The sequence below is a fragment of the Mesomycoplasma neurolyticum genome (assembly GCF_900660485.1).
Lineage (GTDB): Bacteria > Bacillota_I > Bacilli_A > Mycoplasmatales > Metamycoplasmataceae > Mesomycoplasma_A > Mesomycoplasma_A neurolyticum.
This window is the reverse complement of sequence record NZ_LR214951.1, coordinates 361,395-385,055: the sequence shown is the minus strand read 5'-3', so window position 1 is coordinate 385,055 and position 23,661 is coordinate 361,395. Positions and strand designations below refer to the sequence as shown.

Annotated in this window: 20 protein-coding genes and 1 pseudogene; 20 read left to right on the top strand and 1 reads right to left on the bottom strand. The window is 21.5% G+C overall.

What is annotated here, in order from left to right:
• Positions 1-83: 83 nt before the first annotated feature.
• From hpt to EXC65_RS01605, 20 genes and pseudogenes are all read left to right on the top strand, one after another.
• Positions 84-632, top strand: coding sequence for a hypoxanthine phosphoribosyltransferase (gene hpt / locus EXC65_RS01690; RefSeq protein WP_129719769.1), 549 nt, complete (start codon positions 84-86; stop codon positions 630-632).
• A 207-nt stretch (positions 633-839) separates the two neighbouring features.
• A complete protein-coding gene (locus EXC65_RS01685) occupies positions 840-1,466 on the top strand; it encodes a hypothetical protein (RefSeq protein ID WP_165001326.1) in 627 nt (208 codons plus the stop codon).
• 55 nt (positions 1,467-1,521) lie between these two features.
• Positions 1,522-2,235: a hypothetical protein gene (locus tag EXC65_RS01680; RefSeq protein ID WP_129719767.1), complete on the top strand. Its 714-nt coding sequence runs from the start codon at positions 1,522-1,524 to the stop codon at positions 2,233-2,235.
• A gap of 149 nt (positions 2,236-2,384) precedes the next feature.
• Positions 2,385-2,957, top strand: a complete 573-nt coding sequence (locus EXC65_RS01675) for a diadenylate cyclase (protein ID WP_129719766.1) — start codon at positions 2,385-2,387, stop codon at positions 2,955-2,957.
• A 2-nt stretch (positions 2,958-2,959) separates the two neighbouring features.
• Complete coding sequence (mgtE, locus tag EXC65_RS01670; protein ID WP_129719765.1) at positions 2,960-4,369, top strand: magnesium transporter; 1,410 nt, start codon at positions 2,960-2,962, stop codon at positions 4,367-4,369.
• Between the two features lie 64 nt (positions 4,370-4,433).
• Complete coding sequence (locus tag EXC65_RS01665; protein ID WP_129719764.1) at positions 4,434-4,967, top strand: MHJ_0274 family protein; 534 nt, start codon at positions 4,434-4,436, stop codon at positions 4,965-4,967.
• Positions 4,954-5,574 (top strand): CDP-diacylglycerol--glycerol-3-phosphate 3-phosphatidyltransferase, encoded by a 621-nt coding sequence (pgsA, locus tag EXC65_RS01660; protein ID WP_129719763.1) that lies wholly within the window; start codon positions 4,954-4,956, stop codon positions 5,572-5,574. Before EXC65_RS01665 ends, pgsA begins: the two co-directional genes overlap by 14 nt.
• Before the next feature lie 61 nt (positions 5,575-5,635).
• Positions 5,636-6,334, top strand: coding sequence for a purine-nucleoside phosphorylase (deoD, locus tag EXC65_RS01655; protein ID WP_129719762.1), 699 nt, complete (start codon positions 5,636-5,638; stop codon positions 6,332-6,334).
• Positions 6,335-6,394: 60 nt separating this feature from the next.
• Entirely contained in the window at positions 6,395-7,690 is a 1,296-nt protein-coding gene (locus EXC65_RS01650) for a thymidine phosphorylase (protein WP_129719761.1), read from the top strand.
• Positions 7,690-8,355 carry a deoxyribose-phosphate aldolase gene (deoC, locus tag EXC65_RS01645; protein WP_129719760.1) on the top strand — a complete coding sequence of 222 codons (666 nt, stop codon included), beginning with the start codon at positions 7,690-7,692 and terminating at the stop codon, positions 8,353-8,355. Before EXC65_RS01650 ends, deoC begins: the two co-directional genes overlap by 1 nt.
• Before the next feature lie 25 nt (positions 8,356-8,380).
• A complete protein-coding gene (gene upp, locus EXC65_RS01640; protein ID WP_129719759.1) occupies positions 8,381-9,004 on the top strand; it encodes a uracil phosphoribosyltransferase in 624 nt (207 codons plus the stop codon).
• A gap of 8 nt (positions 9,005-9,012) precedes the next feature.
• Entirely contained in the window at positions 9,013-9,678 is a 666-nt protein-coding gene (locus EXC65_RS04755; protein ID WP_408631344.1) for an MPN527 family putative ECF transporter permease subunit, read from the top strand.
• A gap of 99 nt (positions 9,679-9,777) precedes the next feature.
• Positions 9,778-12,345, top strand: coding sequence for an endopeptidase La (lon, locus tag EXC65_RS01630; protein ID WP_129719757.1), 2,568 nt, complete (start codon positions 9,778-9,780; stop codon positions 12,343-12,345).
• 146 nt (positions 12,346-12,491) lie between these two features.
• A pseudogene (locus EXC65_RS04750) lies at positions 12,492-12,785 on the top strand (putative cysteine peptidase); the annotation flags it as partial.
• A 289-nt stretch (positions 12,786-13,074) separates the two neighbouring features.
• Positions 13,075-13,389 (top strand): hypothetical protein, encoded by a 315-nt coding sequence (locus tag EXC65_RS04450; RefSeq protein WP_165001324.1) that lies wholly within the window; start codon positions 13,075-13,077, stop codon positions 13,387-13,389.
• A 1,134-nt stretch (positions 13,390-14,523) separates the two neighbouring features.
• On the top strand, positions 14,524-15,912 hold the full coding sequence (locus tag EXC65_RS01625) for a putative cysteine peptidase (protein WP_129719756.1): 1,389 nt from the start codon (positions 14,524-14,526) through the stop codon (positions 15,910-15,912).
• Positions 15,913-15,982: 70 nt separating this feature from the next.
• A complete protein-coding gene (locus EXC65_RS01620; protein WP_129719755.1) occupies positions 15,983-16,540 on the top strand; it encodes a hypothetical protein in 558 nt (185 codons plus the stop codon).
• A 224-nt stretch (positions 16,541-16,764) separates the two neighbouring features.
• Positions 16,765-17,514 carry an ATP-binding cassette domain-containing protein gene (locus EXC65_RS01615; RefSeq protein WP_129719754.1) on the top strand — a complete coding sequence of 250 codons (750 nt, stop codon included), beginning with the start codon at positions 16,765-16,767 and terminating at the stop codon, positions 17,512-17,514.
• On the top strand, positions 17,507-18,667 hold the full coding sequence (cypl, locus tag EXC65_RS01610) for an ABC transporter thiamine pyrophosphate-binding lipoprotein p37/Cypl (RefSeq protein ID WP_129719753.1): 1,161 nt from the start codon (positions 17,507-17,509) through the stop codon (positions 18,665-18,667). The genes EXC65_RS01615 and cypl overlap by 8 nt, the downstream gene beginning before the upstream one ends.
• A gap of 15 nt (positions 18,668-18,682) precedes the next feature.
• Positions 18,683-20,407 carry a hypothetical protein gene (locus EXC65_RS01605; protein ID WP_129719752.1) on the top strand — a complete coding sequence of 575 codons (1,725 nt, stop codon included), beginning with the start codon at positions 18,683-18,685 and terminating at the stop codon, positions 20,405-20,407.
• Here the strand turns inward: EXC65_RS01605 and EXC65_RS01600 are convergent.
• A complete protein-coding gene (locus EXC65_RS01600; RefSeq protein WP_129719751.1) occupies positions 20,390-23,164 on the bottom strand; it encodes a DUF262 domain-containing protein in 2,775 nt (924 codons plus the stop codon). The genes EXC65_RS01605 and EXC65_RS01600 overlap by 18 nt on opposite strands.
• Positions 23,165-23,661: the final 497 nt, after the last annotated feature.

Below are 23,661 nucleotides of genomic sequence, written 5' to 3'. Positions count from 1 at the left end.
AAAAATATTATTTTTATTTTTTTTATAATTATTTTTTATTTTTTATTATAATATTTCAAAAAAATAAAGAATAAAGGTGAAAAATGATTGATAAAAGAATATCAAAAGTACTATATACACAATCTGATTTAGAAAGAGTGATTAAAGAATTAGCTAATTGAGTAGATGAAACATATAAAAATTCTAAAAATTTAGTATTAGTTGGTTTATTAAAAGGAAGCATTCCATTTTTAGCACAATTAATTAAAGATATTAAAACTGATCATATTATTGATTTTATGACACTATCATCTTATCATGGAGCTATGGATTCATCAGGTTCAGTAAAAATTGTTATGGATTTAGCTTATGATATTAAAGGAAAAGATGTTTTGATTGTGGAAGATATTATCGATTCAGGGATTACAATTGAAAAAGTTGTTAATCTTTTAAAAAACAAAAAACCTAATAGTTTGAAAGTTTTAACTCTTTTAGATAAACCAGAAGGAAGAAAAAATGACTTTCACCCTGATAAAGTTGGTTTTGTTGCTCCAAATGAATTTTTAGTTGGTTTTGGTCTTGATGTTAAAGAAAAAATGAGAAATATTCCATATATTGGTATTTTTAAGAAAGAATGCATTGATGATCTTTAATAAAATTTAAAAAAAAAAAAAAACAAACAAAAATTTTGTTTGTGCTTTTATTTTAAAAAAGCTTGTTTGTGAAATTGCATAAAAATAGCATTTAATTTTAAAAAAAAATAACAAAAATAACTTTTTTTATTATTTTTCTTTATTTTTTTGTCATTTTTTCACTAAAACCTTGTTATATATATATATATATATATTAAAATTTTTCATATGAAAAAGAAGACTATATTTTTAACTATGTTTAGCGCAGTTACTATTATTAGTTTAGCAATAACAACAACTGTATTAATAACAAAAAATAAGAAAAACAACAACAACAACAATAATAATAGTAATTACACAATGCCTAAATTATCTAAGAATAATTTACCTCCTATTAATTTACCAAAAAAACCTAGACAAAATGAGGTAAATATAGATGATGAATTAAAATTATTTGAAAAAGATAGTGAACAAGAAAAAAGCACTTTTGATGATAAAAAAAGCAATGTTTTTTTTCAAAAATTAGAGAAACTTTATAAAAAAATAAGTAAAAAATTTTTAAATATTTTTACTGATGATGACAAAATTATTTTTAGAGAAAGATTTAAAAGTTTTAGACCAAGACGTATTAGTGAAATATGGAATCTTATAGACATTGTTCAGAGTTTGCCAAATATACAAAAAACTCAAATATTAAAAGTTGCATTTATTTCTTATAAAGTGATTTATAAGACATACAAATATAATAATGAAATAATGCTTTGAAATGCATTAATTCAAGGAAAAAGAATATTTAGTTGAAAAAATATTTTAATTCTCGGAATTACTTGATTAGCTATAAAAGCAATTTTGTAACAATAATTTAAAATTAGAAAAAATAATATAAAAATATTAAAAAAAAGGAATTAAAATGAAAAATAAAAGAAAATTATTATTTTTAATGACACCAATTTTGATAGCAACACCACTTTCAATTGTTGCATGCAAAAATGAAAAAGAAGAAGTTGTTAAAAAGCCGCAGACAACTAATGTCACAACTCCAACAGCTCCTTCAACTTCAACAAATTCTCCTATAACAACACCACCAAACAGTTCTAATATTAATGAAATAGATGATGAAGAAAATGCAGAAAATGAAATAGATAACGAAGAAAACAATGAAGTTGAAAATGAGGAAAATGCTTTTGAAGAATTAGAAAATGCTGAAAATGACAGTAAAAAAGAAAAAATATTAAAAAAAATTAAAAATTTTTCATCAATAGCTGAAAAATTCATTAATAAAAATATTGAATTAGTAAAAAAAATATTTAATAACTCAAATAAAGAAACATTAAAAAACGCTTTTTCAGAATTAAAAATTAAACGAATCAATAAAAAAAATGTAAGTGAATTTAAAAATTTTGTTAATGAAAAATTAACAAATGAAAATAAAGAAAAATTTTGAAAAGTTCTTTTTATGGTTGCAGGTTGAATTAATAAAAAACATGATTATAAAAGTGAATATGAATTTTGAAAAGTTCTAAACAATGATAAAAAAATTAAAAAATTAAAATATTTAGCTATTCTTAAAATTTCATTTTTTGTTATTGAAAAAGTAGCTAAAATGTATTTTAACAAAATTTAATACAGCATTTAAAATAGCTGTATTTTTTTATATTCAAAATGTTTATTACTTAAAAATAAACAAATTTTATATTTTGGTTAATACTTTTTAAATTTTTAATATAAAATTTATTAATATATTATAAATAAAAAAAATGAAAGGGAGTTTTTATGGAAATTTTTAGTATTATAGCTACTGTTTTGATTTTTTTAGTTTTAGTTATTTTAATTACAAAAGAAATAATTCTTTTTCATAAAATTTGAAAAACTAAAAAAAGTAAGTTTAGCCAATTAGCTGATTCAAATAAAAATAGACTTATTATTGAATTAAAAAATGCTGTTGAAGAACTTTCAAGAACTAAAACCGGTGCTATTATAACTATTGAAAATTATGATAAATTAGATGAATTAAGAACTGATGGTGTAAAAATTGATGCTAACATTTCATCATCATTAATTATTTCAATTTTCAATAAAAATTCACCCCTCCATGATGGAGCTTTAATTATTAGAGAAAATAAAATTATTTATGCTTCTACATATTATAAAATTACATCTAGATCAATAAATAACCTTTTTGGTTCTCGTCATAGAGCAGCACTTGGAATTAGTGAACAATCGGATTCAACAACAATTGTGGTTTCAGAAGAAACTGGAAAAATTATTATTGCAAAAAATGAAAAATTTGAATATGTTGTAATTGATGATTTTAGAAAAGTTTTGGAATCTAAGCTGAAGAATTAATTATGAGTTTATTAGAATTAGTTAAAAAAAGAGATATAGCAGCAATTAGAAAATATTCAAATGACACTATTATTAGTGAAATAGCAAATGAAGTAAGCACTTTACCAATAGCAGAAAAAATTGTTTTTTTTAGATTATTAAAAACAGAAGATGCTGGTGAAATTTTTGCATACTTAGACTTAGAAATACAAGAAGAATTAATCCAAAATTTTTCAAATGAAATGATTGTAAATGTGGTTTCTGAGTTATATACTGATGAAATAGCTGATTTGATAGAAGAAATTCCGGAAAGATTAGCTATTAAAATTTTGAAAAATATTGATAAAGATACAAGACAAAATGTTAACAAAATTTTAAAATATGATGATGACCAAATTGGTTCTGTAATGTCTGTTGATTTAATTTTTTTAAAAGATCATTGAACAAACAAAAGAGCACTTGAACATATTAAAAAATATAAAAATGAACTTGAGTTAACACACTACTACTACATTGTTGATTCAAAATGAAATTTTAAGGCTGCCACAACATTAGAAGATATTGTTTTTAATGAGCCAGAAGCTAAACTTACTGATCATATGTTTAAAGTGCCTACAATTTACACAACAAGCAAAAAAAGTGAAGCATCATTAATTTTTGCTGATAATGACCTTTCGGTATTACCAGTAGTTAATAAATCAAACAAAATAGTAGGTATGATTACTTCTGATGATGTAATCGACATTTTACAAGAAGAAGCAACAGAAGATATTTATAAAATGGCAGGGATTAATCCCCACCATGAGATATCATACATTAAAACAAGTGTTTTAAAAATTGTAAAATCAAGAATTTTTTGACTTTTAATTTTAATGTTAGGTTCAACATTAAGTCAAATTGTAATTGAAGTTTTTACAAATTCTATTGAAAATAGTAGTAGTTTAAAATCACTAGGTTTAAGTGTTTATGTTTCTACTATTGTTTCAATTATTCCAGTTATCGCAGGTTCGGCTGGTAATGCAGGGTCGCAATCTGCAACAACAATAACGCGTGCTATTTCATTAGGTGAAAATAGCGCGAAAAAATATATTTCGCAAGTTTTAGTAAAAGAATTAACAGTTGGTTTAATTGTTGGTTCAATTTTGATGGTAGCAAATTTTTTAAGACTAATGATTTATTTTTCAATTAGTAGAGATTTATTTGTTGCCTCAAAAACATCAAAAATACTTATTATTTCTTTTACAGCATCATTAGCACTTTTAATTGTTATTACTTTTTCAAAAATTTTAGGTTCTTTTATCCCGCTAATTGCAGCTAAACTAGGTAAAGATCCAGCGGTTTTATCTGCTCCAATTTTAGCTACTTTAACAGATGCAACTTCAACATTTATTTTCTTTGGAATAACAATTTTAGTTTTTATGCTAGCAACATAGCATAAAAATAAATTAAAATGCAAAATAGTTTATTTTTTATTATAATATTTAAAATGGAGGATAAATGGATAATAATACCATAATGTTTATAGTAATTGCTGCAATTTTAGTTATTTCAATTGTTATTGTAGTTTTATTTCAAGTTATTACAGAAAGAAAGAAAAAGAAAAAAATAAAAATTGAAAAGGAAAAAATTTTAGAAAATCAAAGAATTTTGACAGAAGAAATAACATATAAAATTAATGCTATTATTGAAAAAAATGAAGAATTATTAAACAACTTTGTCGTTTCAATTGGTGATTTTAAAATGAAAGAGCTTAATTTCTTTACAAAAAATGAAATTAAAAAAATTATTAAGCATCCACAATTTTATCAAACATTCGCAGATAACCCTTACTTAGATAATTCTGATTTCAATGATAATTTAAATATATTAATCGAAACAAAATCAAATCTTTGATCCAAAAAAAATCAAAGTCAAATTCAATTTTTTGCAAATATTGAGAAACAATATTTAAATGATGATGCAAAAAAAGAAAATTACCTTAATTTAAAAAAAGAATTTAAAAACTCGCTGGTTTTAAATGATAAAAAATAAAATTCCTAATTATTTAACAATTTTAAGAATTTTACTTTGAATTCCTTTATTATTTTGTTTAACATGATTTTACTATCATTCAAAAAATACAACTGTTTATATAAAAAATAAATATTATTTTGTTTTTGTTATTGCATTAATTGTTTTTGTTATTGCGATGTTTACAGATTTTTTAGATGGCTTTTTAGCTAGAAAATTTAAAGCTATTTCAACATTTGGACAATTGTTTGATCCATTATCTGACAAAATTATTGTTTCAACAATTTTAATTTTTTTAGCACTTTTAAAATTTAGTGAAATTTGAATAGTAGTAATATTTATAGTTAGAGATATTATGGTAGATGGTTTTAGAAATCTAGCAGCTAAATACAACAAAAAAGTAGCTGCTTCCGTTTGAGGTAAATTAAAGACATTAAGTCAAACATTTGCAATTATTTTACTAATGGTTTTGATGCCTATTTTAGATGAAAATAATAAACAATATAAACTTTATTATTGAATTTTAAACATTCCAATGTTTTGTGCTTTGTTTTTTTCAATTTTTTCTGGTATTTTATATTTTAAAGAAATTAAAAATTTAGTTTATTTTAAAAATAAACAAGTTTAAATATTGTTTTTTAGTTTATAATATAAAAAGTAATTTATAACTATATAAGGAGCGTGACAAAATGACACCACATATTAAAGCAAAATTTAATGAAATAGCAAAAACTGTTTTATTAGCAGGCGACCCACTAAGAGCAGAGTATATTGCTAAAAATTATTTAACCGATGTTCAATTAGTAAGTAGCGTAAGAAATGCATATTTCTTTACAGGGATGTACAAAGGAAGAAGAGTAACAGTTGGAACTTCAGGTATGGGTATTGCATCAATGGGTATTTACTCATATGAATTATTTAAATTTTACAATGTTGATAGAATTATTAGAATTGGTTCAGCTGGATCTTATAAAAAAGATTTAAAAATTTATGATCTTGTATTAGCTAATAGTTGTTTTTCAGATTCACATATTTATGCACAATTAGTTTTAGGTGAAAAAACACATGTTTTAGAACCATCAGTTCTTTTAAATGCTGAAATTATGGAAAGTGCACTTAAAGCTGGAATTTCGCTAAATGTAGGTAGAGTGCATTCTTCAGATGTATTTTATTCAGGGCGTAGATTAGAAAAAACTTTAGAATACACTGAAGCAATTGCTGTAGAAATGGAATCTTTTGCATTATTTGCTAATGCTAAAAAATTCAAAAAACAAGCAGCTTGTTTGCTCACAATTTCAGATAACCTCATAACTGGGGAAGTTACAACACCAGAGGAACGTGAACAAAGATTTCGTCAAATGATGCAAATTGCATTAGAAACTGTTTAAAATAAAAAATAGATTAACATTTAGTTAGTCTATTTTATTATCTAGAATTATAGGATTAACATGGATATAAAAGAATTAATAATTAAAAAAAGAAATAATCAAGAATTAACAAAACAAGAAATTGACTTCATCATTAAACAATATGTTAATAAAAAAATTAAAGATTATCAAATGTCAGCTTTTTTAATGACTATTGTTTTTAATGGAATGAATTCTAAAGAAACTGCAGCATTAACATTAGCAATGGCTAATTCAGGGAAAAACATTGATTTATCATCAATTCCAGGTATTAAGGTAGATAAACACTCAACTGGGGGAGTTGGTGATAAAACAACATTAATTATTGCACCAATTCTTGCAGCATTAAATATTCCTGTTGCCAAAATGTCAGGGAGAGGTTTGGGACATACAGGCGGAACAATTGATAAACTAGAATCTATTGATGGCTTTAGTGCTGAATTATCTGAAGAAAACTTCATTAAACAAGTTAAAGATATAAATATCGCTATTATGTCTCAAACAGATGATTTAGTACCAGCTGATAAAAAAATTTATGCACTAAGAGATGTAACTGCAACAGTGGATTCAATACCTCTAATTGCATCATCAATTATGTCAAAGAAAATTGCAACAGGTTCAGATGCAATTTTATTAGATGTAAAATGTGGTGATGGTGCGTTTATGAAAAATTTAGCTGAAGCAGAAAATTTATCTAAAGAGATGATTAAAATTGGTAAAGAATTAAAACGTGATGTCCGTGTAGAGATTACAAACATGGATCGACCAATTGGTAAATCTATTGGAAATAGAAATGAAATTCTTGAAGCTATAAAAACATTAGAAGGAAAAGGGTCAAAAGATCTTGAAACACTTTGTTTTTCTTCTATTGCAACTATTTTAAAACAAGCTAAAAAAGTAAAAACTGACAAAGAAGCATATAGTTTAATTAATGAAGTTATTAAAAATAAAAAGGCTTTAGACAAATTTTTTGAATTTGTTAAACATCAAGGTGGAGATGTTGATAAATTAAAATCAGAAAGTTTTTGAATTCCTCATTATAAGATAGAACTTTTTGCTGAACAAGAAGGTTATTTAGAAATTACTTCATCTTTTAAACTAGCTGTTATAGCTTCTAAATTAGGTGCTTCTAGATTAACTAAAACTGATAAAATTGATTTTAATGCTGGAATTGAACTAAACAAAAAAACTAATGATTTAGTAAAAAAAGGTGATTTAATTTTAACTTTATTTTCATCTAAACCAATTGAAAAATCATTAATTAAACAAGCGCAAGCAGCTTTTAAATTTAATAACCAAAAAATTGAAAATAAAATAATTTTTAAAAGGATGAGATAATGAATTGAGCAAAATTAATCGATCATACATATTTAAAACCAGAAGCAACTAGTAAAGACATAAATAAACTTATTGATGAAGCAAAACAATATCAATTTAAAACCATTTGTGTTAACTCAAGTTGAGTTAAATTTGCTAAAGAAAAACTAGAAAATACAGATATTGGCATAACAGCTGTTGTTGGTTTTCCTTTAGGAGCTATGATTACACAAGCTAAAGTTCAGGAAGCAAAATTAGCAATCAACCATGGAGCAAATGAAATTGATATGGTTATTAACATTGGAAGACTAAAAGAAAAAAAATATGATTATGTCTTAAATGAAATTAAAGCAATTAAAAAAGAAATTGGTAATTCAATTTTAAAGGTTATTATCGAAACTGCGCTTTTAACAAAAGAAGAAATTAAAAAAGCAACTGAAATTGTTGTAAATGCAAAAGCTGATTTTGTTAAAACATCTACCGGTTTTTCATATCGTGGAGCAACATTCGAAGATATAGAATTAATGGCTTCAGTAACTAAAGGACAAATTGCTATCAAAGCTGCTGGTGGCATTAAAACACTTGATGATTTAGCGAAAATGTATGAATTAGGCGCAACTAGATTTGGAACATCATCAAGTGTTAAAATTTTAGAAAATAAAACAGTCAAGTCATCGGAATATTAATTATTAAAAATAAGGAGTTATTATTATGTTAAAAGTTTTTAATCATCCATTAATCACAGCAAAACTTACAGCAATGCGTGATGCTAAAACTTCACATCATTTATTTAGACAATTATTAAAAGAAATTTCTTCATTAATGACTTATGAAATTTTAAGAGATGTAAAAACAAAAGAACATAAAGTTTTAACACCAACAGGCGAAACAGCTCATGGTGTTAAAATTAATGAAGAAATTGTTATTGTTCCTATTTTAAGAGCAGGACTCGGAATGACTGATGGTATATTATCATTGGTACCTACAGCAAAAGTTGGACATATCGGATTATATCGTGATGAAACAACTTTTGAGTCAAAAGAATATTATTATAAAATTCCAATCGTTTCAAAAGATTCACTTATTTTATTAGTAGACCCAATGCTTGCAACAGGTGGAACAGCAGTTGATGCAATTACTAAATTAAAAAATGATGGATTTAAAAATATTAATTTAATTAGTTTGGTAGGGGTTCAAACTGGAATTGATAATGTTTTTAAACAACACCCAGATGTTAAAATTTTCTTAGCTTCACTTGATAAAAAGTTAAATGATAAAAATTACATCTTACCTGGTCTTGGTGATGCGGGTGATAGAATTTTTGGGACTAAATAATTTTTATAATGTCTTACAATAAAAATATAATTCATAAAATAACACTAACAGGTATTCTAACCTGTTTATCTTTAATTGGAATTTTTATTTCTAAATTTATTCCATGACCATTATTTTCAATAATTGGACTTAAAATAGATATATCATTTTTATTCATTTTTGTTATTTTTTTTGTTACAGATTTTAAATTTGGAATTATTGCATTAATAACAAGATTTTTATTAGGTCCTTTTATAACAATGAATTTTGATTTAATAGGATGGCTGGGACATGGAATATTATTATTTAGTAATGGTTTTTTTATTTTCATATTTTTTCTTTCATTATTTTTATTGAAAAAAATAAAAAAGCTAAATAAAAAAATTATTTTTTTAATTGCAAGTTTTTTAAGTATAATTACTACTTCGTTAATAATGACGATATTAAATTTTTTATTTTTTTCACCTTTGTTTTTTGGAATGTATAAAATTACAGATGGTTATTTTCTTGATTCAACATTAAACAAATGAACAAAAATTTCCAATTATTTTAAAACAAATCTAAGTTTTATAAATTTTTGCTTTATATTATATTTACCTTTTAATTTTACTAATTTCACTTTAACAATTTTATTTAGTGCTTTATTAAATAAAATAATAGACAATAAAAGGAATAAAAAACTAGGAAAACATTAGTTGAAAATAATATTTTTATGTTTTATTTAGCACTTTTTTACTTAAAGTGCTAATTTTACATTATAATATGTATTAATTTATTAAAGAAAGAGGTGTATTATGGCTAAATATTTTTGTCATACTTCAAACGAATTTTTCTTACCAGGTGAACATGTTCAATCTAAAATGAGCATATCTGATTTAAAAAATAAATCACTATGATTTGATGGTAAAATTAAAAAATTTGTAATTTTAGTTAATAAAAATAGTAAAATAACTGAATTAAAATTTGAAAATAATGATGAATTTAAAGATAATTTCTACAAAGTTGGGCTAAAGGCAAAAGTTTTGAACTTCAAAGAAGAAAATGGTGAATTCATTGTTGATTATGTAATCGAAGATAGAGTGAAAATTACAAAATTATTTTTTGAACAAGTAAAAAAAGAAGTATTAATTTATGCAGAAGCTAAAACTGTAAAGATAAATTCTAGATTTGGTGATCAAGAAGTAACAATTCAAAAAAATGGTATTTATGTTAATTTATATGATAATTTTATAAATTTGTTAGAACAACTACATAGCAAAAAAATATTAAATGATGAGTTTCTCAAATTTAAGGCAATGGTTGATTCTAAAAATTGAACTGAATTCAAAGCATTAGATTATTATTTAGACTATTTTGCAAAAACTTTAGAGTTAAGCAATAACGAGAAAAAAGAATATGTTTTTTTAAATTGAATTGATGAAAAATTTACTTTCATTAAAACTATTATTTCTAATAAATTAAAAACAAGTTTTTTAGAAAAAATAAAAGATATTGAAGATAAAACTGATATTAAACAAAACAAAGCAACTGAAATTAATGAACGTAACATTGATATTGAAATAGACAAGCAAATGAAAAAAAATCTTGATAAGCAACAATTAGAGTTTATTTTAAGAGAAAAAATGCGTGTCATTAGACAAAAACTAGGTGAGGAAAACGATCACGAGGACAAATTAAATAATGAGTTAATTAAGCCTGAAACAGATAATAAATATCCAAAAGAAGTTATTCAAGCTATTAAAAAAGAAACTAAAAAACTTCGTGGAATGATGTCTTCTTCTCCAGAAGCTAACATTTCTAAAACATATTTAGATTTAATTCATACTTTGCCTTGAAGAATTGTTTCGCTAGATGATTTAGACTTACAAAAAGCAGAAGAAATTCTTTCAAATAAACACTATGGACTTGATGATGTAAAAGAAAGAGTGATGGATTTTCTTTCTGTGTTAACCTACAAAAAACAAAAAAACAAAGAGTTAAATAGAGAAGATTTGAAAATTTTACCAAATCAAACAGAAGCTATTGATCTTAATTTATTTAAAGAAAATGCTTTTGATGATGTTTCTAATAATATGCCTATTCTAACTTTACTAGGTCCTCCAGGAACTGGAAAAACTTCTATTGTTAAATCTATTGCAAAAGCAGTGGGGCGAAAAATGGTAAAAGTTTCACTTGGTGGTGTTAGAGATGAAGCTGAAATTAGAGGACATAGAAGAACATATGTAGGTGCAATGCCTGGTAAAATTATTAATGCTATAAAAAAAGCTGGTGTTTCTAACCCAATAATTTTATTAGATGAAATTGATAAATTATCATCAGATCACAAAGGCGATCCTTCAAGTTCATTGCTAGAAGTTTTAGATCCTGAACAAAACAAACATTTTCAAGATCACTATTTAGAGTTGGAATACGATTTATCAAAAGTGATGTTTATTGCTACAGCTAATAGTTTTAGTGATATTCCTGAACCGTTAGCTGATAGAGTTGAAATCATTGAATTGAGTTCCTATACATTACTAGAAAAAATTGAAATTGCAATCTCACACTTAATACCAAAAGTTTTAGAAGAAAATTTACTTGAAGAAAAATATTTCAAAATTAATAAAAAAACAGTTGAATATTTAATTAGTCATTATACAAGAGAAGCAGGTGTAAGAAATCTTAAAAGAGTTTTAGATAAACTTGCTCGCAAAATCATTAATAGAATTCTAAAAAAAGAAATTACTAAAAATTTCACTATTACTAAAGAAAAAATTAGTGAAATGCTTGGTGTTGAAAAATATAGTGAAGAAAATGAAAAAATCAAAAATCAAATTGGTATTGTAAATGGACTTGCTTATACAGCATATGGTGGTTCTACTTTAGCAATCGAAGTTACAACAATGCCAGCTCAAAATAACACTATTAAATTAACCGGTAGATTAAGAGATGTAATGAAAGAATCAGCTGAAATTGCCCTAAGTTATGTAAGAGCTAATGCTAAAGAATTTGGGATTACTGAATTTGATTTTGAAAAAAATCAAATTCACATTCATGTTCCTGAAGGAGCTGTTCCAAAGGATGGACCTTCAGCAGGTGTTACTTTTACAACAGCTATTATTTCAGCATTATCTAAAAGAAAGGTTTCTTCTGATATAGGTATGACAGGAGAAATAACATTAAGAGGGAAAGTTTTAGCAATTGGTGGACTAAAAGAAAAATCAATTGCAGGATATAAAAAAGGCATTAAAACTATTTTTATACCTAAAGAAAATGAAAAAAATCTTGTTGATATTTCGGATGAAATTAAAAAAGCTGTAAAATTTATACCTGTAGACTATTATCAAGAAATTTTTAACTATTTATTTAAAGACAAAAAATAATTGCTAATTTTTTAAGATTAATAATGTGTTTTTTATAAAATACATTATTTTTTTATAAAAAGTTTTATAATAATGTTATATAAATTATTTTGTTATACTAATTACATTTTAATTGTTTTTTGATAAAATAAAAAATATTATATATATTATTTGATAAAAATGGTGAACATAAATTAGGTTTTTTCGGGCATAATTTTGTTATTTATACTTATGATAAAACCACTAATAAATATTTAGTAAATATTGGGTGAGCAAGCAAACATTATTTAGAAGTGGTACTTTCAAAATTAGAAATATGATGATTTGCAAGTTTAGGTTATTGCTATGCTTTTGATATAAAAGAACCAAGCAAAAATTTTAAAAAATTATTATCATACAATGGAGAAAAATATACTTCTGAAAAATTAAGAAAAATGGGTATTTTAAATGAATATTATTAATATTAGAAAAATAGTTTGGTTTAGTTTTGTTGCGAAAATATTGTTTGCAATCTATGTATTTATTTTCTTTAGTAATATTTTTTTATTCAACAAGAACATTTTATATATTTATTCAGATCTTATTATTTTAATTGTCATTACTTTTTTATTTATACACAAAATATTATTGATAAATAATTTTAAAACATGAAAAGATAAAATTCTGTTTTTGATGTTTAGTTTGTTTTTTGTTTATAAAAGAAAAATTAAAAAGGTAAAAACAAATAGCATAATATTTATTATTATATTAATGTTTATTATCACAACATTAATTTTAATATTGTGGTTAACATTTATAAATGTAAAATCATTTATTTATTTCTTATTATCAAAAGATCATATCGAAAAATATGACATAAAAACTAGAATAGGGCTAGTAGGCAAACCCAACCCTGAAATTCGTATATTAAAGTATGTAATTATATATGCAATACCAAGATGGGTATCTGAAATATTAAGTATTTTTGTTCTTTTTATTTTTTTCACAACTTTTTTAACAAATATTTTTATTTCTTATGTTAAAACATTAAATTTAAAAAAATATTTCCAACAAAAGATTAACTAAGACATTTTATGATAATTAATAGTAATCAATTTATTCTAATAATAGTTCAAAATTTAATCTTTTTTGAAATTCTAAATTTAGAAACTTATTAAAGAAATTTATACAAAGACATTTTTTTAACCGTTAATAAAAAAAGGTGACACTTTTTTTATTATAAAAGTTTGTTTTTCTACACTCAATAGGTAATAAGTTTTTAATTTAATACATTTTGTTATTGTAAAAACAAATATATTTTTTAATTTCTTTATTTAAAATTTTATAATTTGAAATCTTTTTTAATTTTTTATTTTAAATTTATAATTTTTCAAAAATTTTTTATTGAACAATTATCAATGCATTTTCTAACTTTTACATACTATGACTAAAACCGTTATTTTTATAAAATTAGCAAATTCATTACTTGTTTATTGTGAACCTTTATCACTATGAATTAGAATTTTTTAACCATTATAATTATTTTAATACCTTTTAATACCTTTAAAATGTATTTATAACTAATTCTAAATTAAAATCTAAATAAGGTTATAAGCAACAATGCTATTGTCATATAAATTGATAATTGCATTTAAATATAATTTTTGCTTTGGTTATTTAATTTAAATTTAACTATATCAGTTAATTATTTTTGATTAAAGGCTTGTGAATTCAATCCACTATTTAAAATATTATCTTTAATTTCTTTTGGAATAAATTTTTGATATTTTTGATTTAAAATTTTTATTAGCCCTTTAATTCTCATTTTTTCGTTAATCTTAAAATTGGTTTGTGATTATAGTAAAAATTAATTTTCTATTAATTTAAATATTCATTCTTTTTATACCTAAAGAAAATGAAAAAAATCTTTTTGATATTTCGGTTGAAATTAAAAAAGTTGTAAAAGTTATACCTGTAGACTATTATCAAAAAATTTTTTAACTATTAATTTAAAAAACAAAAAATAATTGCTAATTTCTTAAGATTAATAATGTGTTTTTTATGAAATACATTATTTTTTTATAAAAATTTTTATAATTATGTTATATAAACTATTTTTTATATTAATTTTTATATTAATTAAATTTTTAATTGTTTCTTGAGAAAATAAAAAATATTATATATATTTATTATATTGAATTTAAGAAAAGAGGAATAAATATGTTAAAAAGTATTGTTAGCACAACTTTATTATTAAATAGCGCAAGTGTTATAGCTCCCAATGGAGTGAATGATAGTTATGTTATACAACAAAAATTAGAAGAAGCTAAAAAAATAGATTTTTTTATTAAATCTATAAGTTTAGAAATTAAAGAATTAACAGGAAAAATACCTAAATTTCTTTTTTTAAAGGAAATAAAAGATTTATATGAAAATAAAGTATTTTTTATTCAATATGATGAATATTATGCTACTATTTTAGAAACTAATAGTGAAACGCTAAAAATTGAAAAAGGTTCTATTGAAAAAGAGAATTTTAATAAAAATTTGATATATATTCCAATTATTGGTTTAGGATATGAAAATAAAGGTATTTATTCATCAATAGATAACCAAAATATAAACAATGATTTTATAAATTTATTATTTTCCAAAAAAGATGAATACAACAAAAAAATAAAAGAAAGTATTTCTCAAAATATTCAATTAAAAAATGATTTAATAAATAAAAACAATAATAAAAGTAAAAGAATTAAAAAAAGTGTGCTAGATTATGTTATTGATAATGTTTTTAGAAAATATTATGTTCCAGGTTTTAGAGCTTCGCATGAAGTGCCTTATTCTTGATGATTCAGAAATCATTATTCAGAAGCAAATATAGGATATACCGAAGTTCGTGAGGCGTTGAATAATAATTTAAAAGGTGGTTTATGTGAATATATAGCTTTATCAATGATGTTGTTATATATGGAGATTTTTAGAACTCCGGGTTTATTTAATGATTATGAAATTAATAAATATTTTGATGTTCAAACAAACTATAGTTTAGATATTACACAAAGCGAAATAGTTCATAAAAATTATGGAAATCCTTATGGATTTGTAGCTGAATTATACAAAAAAATGGGCACTGACTGAGTTGATATTAAATCATCTGGTTCAATTATGCAAATAATGAATAAATTTTTAGAAAATAAAAATATTAAAAAAGATTTAGAACATACAGGTTCAGCTACTTTTATGCACACTTCAAGTCCTGAAGATTGATTGTTAGAAAAAAAAGTTCCTGTTATGTTATCAATTGCTGGTTTAGGCTTAGTTAATAAAAATGGTGAACATAAATTAGGTTTTTTTGGGCATAATTTTGTTATTTATGGTTATGATAAAACCACTAATAAATATTTAGTAAATATTGGATGAGCAGGCAAACATTATTCAGAAGTGGTACTTTCAAAATCAGAAATATGATGATTTACAAGTTTAGGTTATTGATATGCTTTTGATATAAAAGAACCAAGCAAAAATTTTAAAAAATTATTATCATACAATGGAGAAAAATATACTTCTGAAGAATTAAGAAAAATGGGTATTTTAAATGAATATTATTAATATTAGAAAAATAGTTTGGTTTAGTTTTTTAACTAAAATTTGATTTTTATTTTTTTTATTTGATTTAATAATGTTTTTGCAATTCAATAAAAAATGAATTTTAGGACCTTTGGGTATTTTGATTGCTTCTTTTTGTTTAGGTATTGTTTTATTTTTATTCATATTTAAATTATTTTCATTAAATAATTATAAAACTTGAAAAGAAAAAATATTATTTTTATCATTGAGCTTATTTTTTGTTTATAAAAATAAAATTAAAAATGTAAAAATTAATAAGTTATTTTCTATTTTGATTTTATTATTTTCAATAATGATATTTATTTCAATATTTACAATAACTTTTAGGTTTTCTATTATAGGTTTTTTCTCTTTTTTGCACTCTGATGATCATATATCGTGAATTGATCCCAAAACTAGAATGATATTAAAAGGTAGAAATACAACCGAACAAGAAGATTTAATAGAATATTTAAAATATATAGTAGAAAAATTAATACCTAGAGTTATATTATCACACACAATTAATATTGTTTTTTGTATTTATACATCAAGTTTTTTGATAAATATTATTATTAATCATACAAAACAGTTAGTTTTATCTAGAAACAAAAATAAAAAACAAAAATAATTTTTAAAAAAACATTAATAATAAAATTTCAACTATTTTTTTATAATTAATTGAAATTTTATTATTTTTTAAATTTTTATAATATAATAATTAAGACAGGGGTGCTTGAGTTAGAGTCAGGCTGAGATTATACTCTTATAGTGAATTAGGTAATTCTAAAACACGAGTTGAATAAAATAAAAAAACTCCTCCCTTGTCAAAGGAGTTTTTTTTACTAAAATATTATGAAAAAAATAGTTATAAATAATGTTAATGCTAGTTCAAAAAAAGATAATGAAAAACTTTTATATGATTTAAATTTAGAAATAAAAGAAAATGAATTTATTGCTGTAATAGGATCTTCGGGTTCAGGTAAAACCAGTTTTTTTAATTTAATTATTAATGAATTAAAAATTTTAAGTGGAAATATTTTTTTTAATAATAAAAATTACTTTGACTTTAATAAAAAAGAAATAAAGTCTTTTAAACAAAGTGTTGGGTATTTAAATCAAAAACCTAATTTACTTTATGAAGAAGATGTTTATCACAATATTAAAAAATTTTACAATTTACAAACTAATAATTTTTTTAAATTATTTAATATTATTACACAAAAAGATTTTGATTTTATTAAAGGAATTTTAAAGCAATTTTTAATTGAAGATTTTATTTTCACCCCTGTAAGTAATTTATCAGGCGGACAACAACAAAGAGTTGAAATAGCTAAACTTTTGATAAAAAAATCACAAATTATTTTAGCTGATGAACCCACAACAGGTCTAGATTATAAAACATCGGAAACAGTTCTAAAATCATTAAAAACATTATCACAACTTCAAAAAACAATAACACTTGTAAATATTCATGATTTGTCATTGATTAGTGATAAATATTTTTCTCGTGTTATTGCTTTTAAAAAAGGCAGAATTGCTTTAGATATTAGCATTGATCAATTTAATTTAAAAACAATAAAGGAAAAAAAAATATATGAATAAAAAAAGATTTTTACTTAAATTATTACCATTGTTAGCAATAAGCACAATCCCTGTTGTCATTGCTTCTTGTAACAATGAAAAAAAGGTAATAAAATTAAATATAGCAACAGATTGATTTGAGCAAAAATCAAGTAATAATGCTGTTCAAAAATACCAAGATTTATTCAATAAAACAATGAAACAACTTTATGAAGAAAATAAAGAGAAATATAATGGAGCAAGTTTTTTAGAGCTAGAAATAGAATCAAATAGTGATAAAAATGCAACTTTTAATAATGTTGAAACAAACAAAGTGAGTGCAGGGATCGTCAATATTTCTCAATTAATTGATGTTTCACTTGAAAATATAGTACCATATATCCAAACTTTAACACTTGCATTTAAAGAATACGGTGATAAAGATATGAAAACATATAAAGAAAATCCAGAAAATTTTAATATTAAAAAAGATAGTTGAATTAATAAATATTTATCAACAAATCCACATTCAAAATGAAGATATAAAGAAGAAAAATGAGATGGGGCAAAATTTCAATTTCTTTATGATGAAGAAAACAAAAAAGTTGACTGATATGCTGGAATGATAACTATTGTTGGTACAGAAGAAGAATTGAAAAATATCAGAAAATCATGAGACGATAAAAATTGAAGTGAGTTTTCAAAATTTGGAATTGTTCATGGTAAAAAAGGTAAACAAGTAAAATGAAAACTAGCTAACAAATTATTTAAAGATCATTTTAACCTTAATGATGATGAACCTATTGAAAAATTAGAGGATAAATATAAAGTTCAAGCTAGTGGAGATGATACTTATACACAATACATAGATAAAAATAAAAAACAAATTTTTATTGATAATATGTATTCATTTGCTTGAACAGATCCGAAAGATGGAGATAAACCAACTACAAGCTTCAAATTAAAAGAAGGGGTTAAAATGGAAGTTCTTGCTTTAACTAACTTAACTTTTTATGATGTATTGATTTTTAATAAAAGTATTGATGAAAAAAGTAGAATGCTTTTTAAAGATACTTTAATTAAACTTTCAAATGATAAGCAGGATGATTTTGGTTTAAAAAGTGGATATAATGGATATCGTGAAATCACTGATTTTGAAACTCTAAAAAATAAATATAAAAAATCATTTTCTTAATTTTTTGCAAAATTTATGAAAAATAATTTTTTTAAATTATTTATTTTTAAATTTAAAAAATCATTGTTTTGAAGATATAATAAAAATAATTGAGAAATTCAAATATTAAATAAAAATTTTTATTTATTATGAATTGCAACTTTAATAGCTTTAGTTTTAACTATAACATATTTTAGTTTTTCACAACATAATATAAATGCCTATACAAATAAAAAATTTTTATTTTATATAAATGAAATTTTTAAATTTAATCAAAAAAGTACACTTTTTAATAATAATAATTTGTGAATTTATTCGTTTAAGACCTTGCTAAACACAGTCAAAATTACTATATCAGCTACTTTTTTAGGTTTTGTTTTTGCAATAATAAGTTCTTTTTTTGGTGCAAAAAAAATTAATAATAACTTACTATGTAAATTATGACGTTTTATAATAATTGTTTTAAGAGCATTTCCTGTTTTAGTTTTTGCCACAATATTTAAAAAAAGTTTAGATCCTATAGAATCTTTATTCTGAATATATGTTTGGTTTACATGACTATGAATTCATAAATATTTAATTGATATGATTAATAGTTTTGATTTAAGTAATTACTATTTATCAATAAAATTAGGAGAAAATAAATATAAAGCTTTTTATAAAGAAGTTTTAGTAAAAATAAAAACTAGAATTTTTTCCCTTTATTTTTATAGTTTAGAAAGCAACTTTAGGTGAATTTCCTTGCTGGGAACATTAGGGATATATGGATTGGGTCTTTTGATTTATAAACCTATTAATATAGAAATTAATCAAAATATTTCTCAATTGACAATACCACTTTTAATTTTTATGTTTTTTCTAATAATAAATGAAATCATTTCTTTTTTAATAAATTATTTTTTATTTGAAAAACAATATAAATTTTCAAAAAAAACAAAAATTTATTCATTAAAATATAATTTTCGTTTTTTATTTACTATTGTTTTTTTTATTATTACTTTTATTATTTTTATATTAGCATTAATTGATTTAGAAAAAAATTATTCTAAAATGTTTTTATGAAAAAGTTTTTTTGCTAGAATTTTTCAAATAAATTTTGAAAAAATTTTTAGTTTTAACAAAATTTCTCCTTTGGTTTTGTTATTTAAAGTTATTTGACAATCATTTATAATAACTTTTTATGTTGCTATTTTTGGAACTTTTTTAGGTATTGTCCAATCTCAAAAAATTAATAATAAATTTCAAAGTGTTGTTTTAAAAATTTTAGCTGTATTTGTAAGAACAATGCCATTGATAGTTTTATTTTATATTTTTGATATTTTTTGAATAAACCCTTTCACAACATTTTTTTTACTAATGATATTTTTAAATTCTTTCTCCTTTTCAAAGATTGTTTCAACAATGGTGGATAAAATAGAAATAGATTTTTTTAATAATTTAAAAAAACAAGGCTATTCACAATTAAAAATAATTTTTATTTTTATTATCCCATTTATAAAAAAAGAGTTATTTATTCAAATAATATTTATGTTCGAAAATGTAACTAGAAGTGTGATTACTTATGGAATAATTTTAAATGGAGCTAATTTAGGTTCACAAATTAAAATCTTTACAGAAAAAGAACAATTTGCAAATGCAGCTAATTATCTTTTTCCAACAATGTTATTATTTATTTTCTTAGAATTATTTTTATCTAGAATCAAAACAAAAAATAAAAAAAATTATTTAAAAATGGTTAAACAATTAATTATTTTTAAATAATTCTTTTATTATATTATTTATTTGATAATTTCTTTCTTCGAATTCTTCTTTGGTTTTAATTAAATCTAAATTTATATTTTTAGAATCAAAACCATTATATAAATTGTGTGAAATTAAATATTGTTCTTTTTTTTCTGCAAATTCTTTCCTTTTGCTTTCTATATTTTTATTAGATAATAAAGAATTTCAATCTTTAGTTACAATTAGCAAATTGCCTAATGTGTATTTGAAATCATTAAATTCCGAATTATCATTGTTTTTTTTAGCAACAAAATGTTCAAGTGAAGAGTCTTTATCTGGGAAATTCACATCTCTTAATTTTGATCAATTTTTATTATTATTTTTAATATATAAATTAACTAAGAACAAAATTTTTATAATGAAAGCATTATTATTGATTTTTTCCAAATTTTTTTTATTTTTTAAAGAATTCATTAATTCTTCATCACTTGGCATAACACGTCTTGTTCTTTCAGTGTTATACATTCATTCAACAATATCTTGTGTTTTTTCTTTATCTAATTCATTAATAAGTGAATCATAAAATGTTGTAAAAGATTGTCCTTGATTGTGGATGAGAAACATTTTTAATTGATACTCACAAATTGCGTTTAAAATTCTTTCTGTTTTTTTTCTTGAATCAATAATTTTATATTGTTCAGATAATTTTTCAGGTTTTTCATCTAATGAATTAATTATATTGTAAATCAATGGGTGTGTAACATCATTTTTACTTAAAAAATAAATATGATATTTAAATTCTAAAAATTTTTTAACAATTATTTCATTGTCATAATGCATATAATTTAAATAACTATAAATTTCAGCTTTGTTTAAAAAATGATTTAATATTTTTTCTTTATTATTTTCATCATAATGATATTCAAAATAATTTTTTAAAATTTCAAAAAGACTTAAATACTTTCGATTTTTTCAAAGTTTTTTTAATTCATAATCTCCTGAACCAAAAGTTATTAACTTGATAAAAGATTTCAACTTTACATCTGGTATTATTGTAGTTTTATCACCGTTTAGTATTAATTTAGAAAATTTTTTCAAAAAACTTTGAATTTTATTAATTATTTTTGAATTTTCGTTGTTTTTTGTTAAAACTTGTAATAAATAATTTTTAAATAAATCAAAAATTGTTAATTTTTGTGATGTAGTATTCATTATTTCAAAAAAATATTGAAAAAAATCATTTTTTTGATCTTCTACATATAATGAAGAAAAAATAACTTTAGAAATTAAATTGTTTTGTAAATTTCAAAAATGTAAATTATTTTTAATTTTATCGTTTAATCAATCTAAAGCATAAATATAGTTATTATAAATAAAATTTTCTTCTTTATTTTGTTGTATTTTTGGTAAACTTGAAAAAGTCATTAATTTATTCAAATATTTTTGTGTTAAATCATTAGCTTTGTATTGTATTTTTTCAGAAAATAATTCACTCTTAAAAATTAAAAATTCTTCATCTTCTTTTTCTTTTATAATTTTTTTCTCTATATTTTCTAAAATTTTTTTAATAGGATCAATAAATTCGAAATTATTTTTTTCATTATCATGTAATTGTTTATGAATTCCAAAGTCGATAATAGCAACAATAATTATTAAAATACTTATTATTCTTTGTTGACCATCAATAACTTCAACCTCATTACCAAATTTTTTTCTTAAAATAATTTGATTTAAAAAAGAATAATTATTTTTATCATTAGATTCTTTTAAAAAATTGAATTTTTCAAAAGAATCTAAAATTTTAGAAAAAATTTCTTTCGTTCAAACATAAGGTCTTTGAAAAATTGGAAAAGTTAATATATTGCTTTTTTTAGAAAAAATAAGTTCAAAAATATTTTGTATTTTTGAGTCAAATTTTTTTTGTTCATATGTATCATCTTCTTCTAAAGTGTTTTTTAAAAAAATAAATTCATTTTCATTAATAATAGTTTTAGAATTTAAACTAAAATGAAATTTTTTAAAATTTTCATTTCTTTTTGGAACTATTTCAAATTTAATTGAATTTATAGAATTTTCTTTTATTTTTTTAATAATTTCACTATCTATAAAATTATTTATATCTGCATATTTATAAAATGAAACAACATGTGTTCTTCCTAAACCAACTTTATCATATTGTTTAGAATAAAAAAAAGTAATTTTTTTCTGTTCTTTTGGAAAAATTTGAAAAAAAAATGTTACAATAATATTTTTTGCATAAGGAAGGTAAATATTTGAAAGAATTTTCAAAATTTTCTGTTCATCTTCAAAAATATTGTCTTTCTGCATTAAGTTATAAACATGTTCTTGTTTATCTAAATATTTTTTTAAAAAATTTTTTAAAAAATTTTTGTTATTTATTAAAAAGACTAATTCTTTATTTTTAAACTCAAAAATAAAATTATTATTTTTATAATCTATTTCAAAATAATGTTTATCATTTATTATTATTAATGCATATAATCAAAAAAATAGTTCTTTTTTGTAGTTTGTAAATTGATCATAGTTTTTTTTACCTTCATCAAAAAAAGTTTTTTCTATTTTTTTATTATTATTTTTTCAAATTGATACATTTATTTCAAAAATATAATTTTCTTTTTTTATAAATTTAAATTCTATTTTTACAATATTTTCAACATCAGATTTGCGAAGTCAGTCAATGAAATTTTTAATAGAAAAAACATTATCATTTTCAATGCTTTTTTTACTTTCAAAGTATACAAATCACAATGTAGTTATTTTATTGTTTTTTAACATAAAAAAATTATCGCATATTTTTTTTAAAAAAACATCAAAAAATAGAAAATTGTTATATTTTTTTATATAATAATTTACTTAATATTAAAGCGAGGTTTGATGCTTAGAAATAAATAAAAAAAATATTTTATTTATTAATTTTAAATTTTTAACATCTAAAAATATTATTGAAATTTTTTGAATGTAATAATTTATTTTTTTATCTTTTAGTGTCAAGTTTATTAAGAATAATATTAAATAAAATTAATATTCAAATACTTGAAAAAGCAAAATATTTTTTTATTAAATCTAGATAAAATTCAAAATAATTTTTTTTGTTATTATATTATTAATTCATATTTTGTACATTGAAAAATTATTAATTAACAACAATATTAAAAATTTTTATATTTTTTCATCATAAATTACAATTTAAAATAAAAATTTCTATAACAGCATTAAATTTTTAAAAAAATATTTTGTTATAGAAATTTTGATATTTATTAAAAATAAATTGT